Genomic DNA, 6,163 nt, shown 5'->3' with positions numbered 1-6,163 from the left:
AGCGCGACGAGGCGCTCGACCAGCGTCAGCCGCGTGAACAGGAAGCCGATCGCGACCATGCCGAACAGCGCGATCGCCACCAACGCCTTCAAGGTCGCGAGCGCCACCGCACCGTAGAAGCCGAGCTTGGCCGCCATGGGATCGCCGGCCTGGAGCATCAAGGCCGGCGAATAGACGAAGATGAAGGGGATGACGTAGCCGGCGAGCGCGATGCGCATCGCTTCCCAGCCGATCTTGTCCGGGTTCTCCTTGGCGATCGGCGCCGCCGCGAGCGCCGCCAGCGCCACCGGCGGCGAGAGGTCGGCCATGATGCCGTAGTAGAACGCGAACATGTGGCTCGCGATCAGGGGCACCCCTAGCTTGGCCAGCGCCGGCGCGGCGAGCGCGGCGGTGATGATGTAGGTCGGGATGGTCGGGATGCCGGTGCCGAGCAGGATCGACAGCAGCATGGTCATGATCAGCGCCAGGAACAGGCTCTTCTCGCCGAGCCCGATCACCCAGCCGCCGAAGATGGTGCCGACGCCGGTCTGCGACATCATACCGATGATGACGCCGACGATGGCGCAGGCCATGCCGACGGTGATGGCGGATTTGGCGCTCTCGGCCAGCGCATCGCGGCACTCGCGCAGGGCCTTGAACCCGCCGCGGACGAAGGCGGTGATCACGATCAGCCCAACGACGACGCTCGCGACCGGCACGATCTGGAGGCCGTCGCGCGACAGCGCGGCGACGACGAGCGCAAGGCCGATCCAGAAGATGTAGCGGATCACATTCGAGGATGCGCCGGTCGTGATGGCGGTGCCGAGGATCAGCGTCACCGTGAGAGCGAGGCCCATGCTGCCGGCATAGAGCGGCGTAAAACCTTCGAACAGCATGTAGACCAGCGCGGCCAGCGGCAGCACGAGATACCAGCGCGTCACCAGCGCCTTCCAGGCGCTCGGGATCTCCGAGCGCTTCATGCCGACGAGACCGTGCTTGCCGGCTTCCAGATGCACCATCCAGAAAGCGGACGCGAAATAGAGGATCGCTGGAATCGCCGCCGCCTTGACGATCTCCGAATATTGCACGCCCAGCGTCTCGGCCATGATGAAGGCGACCGCGCCCATCACCGGCGGCATGATCTGTCCGCCCATCGAGGCCGTGGCCTCGACGCCGGCCGCGAACGCGCGGCGATAGCCGAACCTGATCATCAGCGGGATCGTGAACTGGCCGACGGTCACGACATTGGCGACGCCCGAGCCGGAGATCGTGCCCATCATGCCCGAGGCGAACACCGCCACTTTCGCAGGTCCCCCGCGGGTGCGGCCGAACAGGCCGAGCGAAACGTCGGTGAACAGCTGGATCATGCCGGCGCGCTCCAGGAACGAGCCAAACAGGATGAACAGGAAGATGTAGGTCGCCGAGACATAGATCGGCACGCCGTAGAAGCCTTCGGTGCCGAACGACAGATGGGTGACGATCTGGTCGAAATCATAGCCGCGATGGTTGAGCGGCGACGGCAGATACTGGCCGAAGAACCAGTAGACGAGGCACGCGCCGCACATCAGCGGCAGCGCCGCGCCCATCAGGCGCCGCGTGCCCTCGAAGATCAAAACCGCCAGCAACGTGCCGACCACGAGATCAAGTCGCGTCGGATCGCCATCGCGCGCGATCAAATCGGCGTAGAAGATCCACTGGTAGAGCCCGCAGAGAAAACCTGCGCCGCCGATCACCCAGCCGAGCGCGCGGCCGAAACTGCTCTTCGCGGTGAAGTTTGCGATCAGGCCGAAGGTGAGCAGGACGAGGAACCCGACATGGACGCCGCGCACCACCTGGCTCGGCAGATAATTGAAGGCAGCGACGTAGAGCTGGAAAGTGGCGAAGGCGATGCCGATCCAGTAGGCGAGCTGGCCCCACCAGCCCGGGCCAAAGCCTTCGGGAAAGCCGTGCTCGAAATTGTCGAACTCGACTTTGACCTTGTCGGGCGCAGCTGCGGCGCCCTCTGCCTTTTCCAGCATCTCAATCGTCCTTAGCCTGTCCGTGCCGCAATAGCATTGGCACGAGCCACTCGCGCCGTCATGCCCGGGCTTGTCCCGGGCATCCACGAGCTTTCTCGCCTGCCCATAGAACGTGGATGGCCGGGACAAGCCCGGCCATGACGCCCTGCTACGAGAGCCGACCTTACTTGATCAGCCCTTTTTCCTTGTAATAGCGGATCGCGCCGGGGTGCAACGGAACCGGGCTGCCATTGGCCGCCGCCTCGAGCTTGATCTCCTTGCCGGCCGCATGCGCGGTGGCGAGTTCCGGCAGCGACTCGTAGACCAGTTTCGTCATCTGGTAGGCGAGATCGTCCGACACTGCCGAGCTTGTCACGAGGTAGTTCACGACGGCAGCCGTCGGCACGTCCTTGTCCTGGCCCGTATAGGTATTGGCGGGAATGATCGCGGAGATGAAGGGCGGGCCGATCTTGTCGACGGTCTCCTTCGGCACCGACACCACCGTGATCGGGCTCGAGGTCGACAGGTCCTTCAGCGAGGCGACGCCGAGGCCGGCCGATTGCAGCGTCGCTGCGAGCTGGCGGTTCTTCATGAGATCGACGGACTCGGCGAACGGCAGATACTCGACCTTGCCGAGATCCTTGTAGCTCATGCCGGCGGCGCTGAGGATCGCGCGCGAATTCAGCTCCGTGCCCGACTTCGGCGCACCGACAGAGAGGCTCTTGCCCTTGAGGTCGGCCAGCGTCTTGATGCCGGATTCAGCGGTCGCGACGATCTGGATGTAGTTCGGATAGATCGCCCCGATGGTCCTGAGCTTGTCGAGCTTGGTCTTGAAGCCCGCCTCCTCCTCGCCGTCCCAGGCGGCCTTGAGCGAGTCGCCCAGCGTGAACGCCAGCTCGCCGCGGCCCTGCTGCAGCAGGATCAAATTCTCGACCGACGCCTTGGTGGCCTGCACCTGCGTCTTCACGTTCGGAATCTTGTCGCCGTAGATCTTCCCGATCGCGACCCCGAGCGGATAATAGACGCCCGAGGTGCCGCCGGTCAGCACGTTGATGAAGGATTGCGCCTGCGCGCAAGGTGCCGACGCCGCCAGAGCAAGTGCCGCGGCTGCGCCGAAAATCGTCCGTTTCATGGTTGTTGTACTCCCCAAACCGGCGGGGAAATTGGCCGGATGAGAGGGGCGGGTCAACCCATCCAAAAGGCAAAACAGGACTGCGGTAAATGGCCGTTCCGGCTCGATTTTTGCGGAACCCGGGTCGGTGCGGCGAGGTGGCGCAGCCTCACTGGAACGTCATGTCAAGGCACTTGGAGATGTCGGAGCCGAGGCCCGAGGAGATGGTGATGCAGCCGCGGATCTTCTGCGCGCTGACGTCGGCGGCCCAGATCGAATAGCCGCCGGGGCCGAAGAACGAATTGGTGTTCGGCGGCTCGGTCTCGGTCGCGTCGAAATCGTAATGGCCGTCGGTCTCGAAGATGCGCGGCTTCTTGATGCAGCCGCCGTCGGTCTGGACGTTGATGACTTCCTTGTTGTCGCGGGTCAGCGCCAGGGAGACCTGACAGCGGAAATATTCCGAGGTCTTGGTGTTGAAGAGATAAGTGTAGGACTTGCAGGTCGCCGTGTTCAGCTTGCCAGGGGCAAGGCCGCGGCTGCATGAGATGCGCTGGTTGTGGCTGAGCTGGTAATCATCGGCCCGGGCGGCCGGCGCCAGCGCCGTCAGCGACAATGCAGCAGCCCAGCAAAGTTTTGTCACACGGCGCATCCGAATCATCCCTGCCAATAATTTTGTCGAGTTGCGTTCTAGACGGAAAGCGGAACATAGTCGCGAGGGGACGAAGGGAAAATCACAAACTACTGGGCAAGACGTGATGCGCTGCGGCGCTTTCGCAAATTGACCCGGACATCCCGTTCGTGATTTGTTCAAATCCGGAATGTCCCGACCGTGGGAGGATGGGAATGACGGCATTTTCAATCAAGCCATTTGCAATTGCAGTCGCGCTCGGCGCCTTTGCCGCGCCCGCATCGGCGCAAGTCCCGGCAACGCCGTGGGAGCTCAAGGCCGATACGGGCTACGCCTATGACAAGGAAGGCAAGACCTTTTCCTACAAGATGGGCACCAGCAACGCCGGCGAATTGCTCAAGGGCGCCAAGAAAGTGCCGAAGGGCACGCTGTTCTTCATCGGCCACAACGGCCAGCTCTACATGCGCAGCGGCCCGTATCTGGAAGGCGACGGCAAGTTCAAGTTCGGGCCGGATCAGTAGGGGACGCGCACCTCGCCACGACGACGCTGCCGTAGGGTGGGCAAAGGCGCGTTAGCGCCGTGCCCACCATCCATCAGCGCATTCCGATCGAGAATGGTGGGCACGCTTCGCTTTGCCCACCCTACGACAGCGCTCTTAAAACGCCCCTGCCAGCTCCCTTGCGCCGGCTTTGCTGCTGTTCGAGTCCATCCGCTCATCCGTCACCGCGAGCAGCTTGGCCACCGTGTTGTGACGGATCGCGACCGGGTTGCGCTCGTAGCCGCCGCGCTGGAAGAAGTTCGAGGTCGGCACCTGCTCGCGCATCGCCTGCGGCATCGTCACCATGTCGAGGCCGGTGCCGTCGCCGGTGAGGTTCATCATCTCGAGCTCGGCCGCGGTGAGCGGACGGCTGTAGCCCTTGGCGCGGGCGAACAGCACCGAGGTCAGCAGCTTATGCGTCTGCAGCATCGGACCGACATCGATGTCGATCACCATCGCATGCATGGCCCAGCCCTGCGCGGTGTTGCCGATCTTCTCATGCTCCGACCAAGTGTCGGGCACCGACTTCGCATGCGCCACCATTTTCTTCAGCACGACGAGCTTGTGCTCGAGCGCCTGCCGCGCCGGCCCGGACGTGCGCGACACCTTCTCGGAGAGCGCACGAATGAGTTCGTGGCCCTGCTCGGCCAGCAGCTCGACGCTGTTGGTGGTCAGGAGCTGGTTGTAGCCCATCGCGGTCGAGATCGCGCGCTTGCCGCCATGCTCTATACCCGCCTGCACGTCGTGACTGCCGGTGCCGCCGGTCTCGAACGCATAGACCCGCACCGCCTGCTCGCGCGTCAGCCCGGAGGCGAGCGCGTAGCGCGCATAGGCGCGCTTGAACTCGACCTCGCTTGAGGGGCGCTGCGGCGTGAACTGGTAGAGCTCCTGCGCCGCGCGCAGGAAATCGGCAACAACCGGGATCGGCTTTTTGACGGGACGGTCCGGCGTTTCCTCAGGTTCCGGATTCACCGGCTTCTTCGGCCCGGCATAGAGCGGCGGATGCTCCAGCACGTAATCATCGAGCGTCACCTGCTGCCCGCTGCGCCGCTTGGCGTTGCGGCCTTTCCGCTTCTCGGAGATCTGGCTCCAATAGGCGCCGGCCTCGGCGTCGAAAGCGGCACGCGCCGCCTGATATTCCGCGAGCTTGCGGCGATATTCGAGCACGGCCGGCGAGGCGCCACCTTGCGCAAAAAACTGCGACAGCAACTGAGCGTTGGCATCGCGGACTGCGGGCGGCAGCGCGTCGGCCTCGCCGCCACGCGCGGCGGGCGCGAGCAAGGCGAGCGCGAGCGGAACCAGCGCAAGGCTATGTCGAGAGAGGCTATTTCGAATCGAATGATGCATGCGGACTTCCTAGCAGGCATCCGGTAACCGTCACGTTAACGCGCCGTTTACCTATTTTTTTCGTCCCTTGCGTCACTTCCAGGCGAACACCGGCTGTTCCAGCTCGGCCACGCGGGTGTGCCGGCCCGCAAGCACCTCACGGAACTGGTAGATCAGCGCCGCCGTCGGCGCGTGGATCAGGCTCATCTGATGATGAAAGCGGATGACGCGCCGCATGCTCTCGGGAATCGCAATGAAGTCGAAAGCGTCCTCGCGCTCGATCGTGGCGAGCGTGATGCGATGGACGGAAGCGACCTCGTCCGGGTTTGGTTTGATCGCGGCACTGTCGGCCGCCCACACCACCACGGGCGTGATCAAATAGCCCGAGCGGGTCGGATAGTCGTCGAGCGTGCCGAGCACCTCCGCACTGGAGAGGCGGAGGCCAAGCTCCTCGTCGAGCTCGCGCAGCGCCGCTTCGACCGGCGTCTCGCCGGCGTCGCAGCGTCCGCCCGGCAAGGCCCATTGGCCGCGATGGGCACGTAAGTGCGATGCGCGTAGCGTGAGCAGGAATGCGGTGTCGTCG

General features: G+C 64.3%; 6 protein-coding genes. 1 reads left to right on the top strand and 5 read right to left on the bottom strand.

Going from position 1 to position 6,163, the window contains the following annotated elements; genetic code table 11:
• The 3 genes from MOV74_RS28880 to MOV74_RS28870 all read right to left on the bottom strand — a co-directional run.
• Positions 1-1,997: TRAP transporter permease (locus tag MOV74_RS28880; RefSeq protein WP_246930037.1), on the bottom strand; the 1,997-nt coding region annotated here is incomplete at its 3' end.
• 163 nt (positions 1,998-2,160) lie between these two features.
• Entirely contained in the window at positions 2,161-3,108 is a 948-nt protein-coding gene (locus MOV74_RS28875; protein ID WP_246930035.1) for a TAXI family TRAP transporter solute-binding subunit, read from the bottom strand.
• Between the two features lie 148 nt (positions 3,109-3,256).
• Positions 3,257-3,736, bottom strand: a complete 480-nt coding sequence (locus MOV74_RS28870) for a hypothetical protein (RefSeq protein WP_246930034.1) — start codon at positions 3,734-3,736, stop codon at positions 3,257-3,259.
• Between the two features lie 194 nt (positions 3,737-3,930).
• Between MOV74_RS28870 and MOV74_RS28865 the strand changes: the two genes are divergently transcribed.
• Positions 3,931-4,236 (top strand): hypothetical protein, encoded by a 306-nt coding sequence (locus tag MOV74_RS28865; protein ID WP_246930033.1) that lies wholly within the window; start codon positions 3,931-3,933, stop codon positions 4,234-4,236.
• 135 nt (positions 4,237-4,371) lie between these two features.
• On the opposite strand, the gene MOV74_RS28860 is transcribed toward MOV74_RS28865, so the two are convergent.
• Both MOV74_RS28860 and MOV74_RS28855 read right to left on the bottom strand, forming a co-directional pair.
• Positions 4,372-5,601, bottom strand: coding sequence for a hypothetical protein (locus MOV74_RS28860; protein ID WP_246930032.1), 1,230 nt, complete (start codon positions 5,599-5,601; stop codon positions 4,372-4,374).
• 72 nt (positions 5,602-5,673) lie between these two features.
• Positions 5,674-6,163 (bottom strand): CoA pyrophosphatase (locus tag MOV74_RS28855; RefSeq protein WP_246930031.1); only part of this gene is annotated, 490 nt, incomplete at its 5' end.

Source organism: Bradyrhizobium sp. SHOUNA76, assembly GCF_023006445.1.
Classification (GTDB): domain Bacteria; phylum Pseudomonadota; class Alphaproteobacteria; order Rhizobiales; family Xanthobacteraceae; genus Bradyrhizobium.
This window is presented reverse-complemented; position numbering and strand designations above follow the sequence as displayed.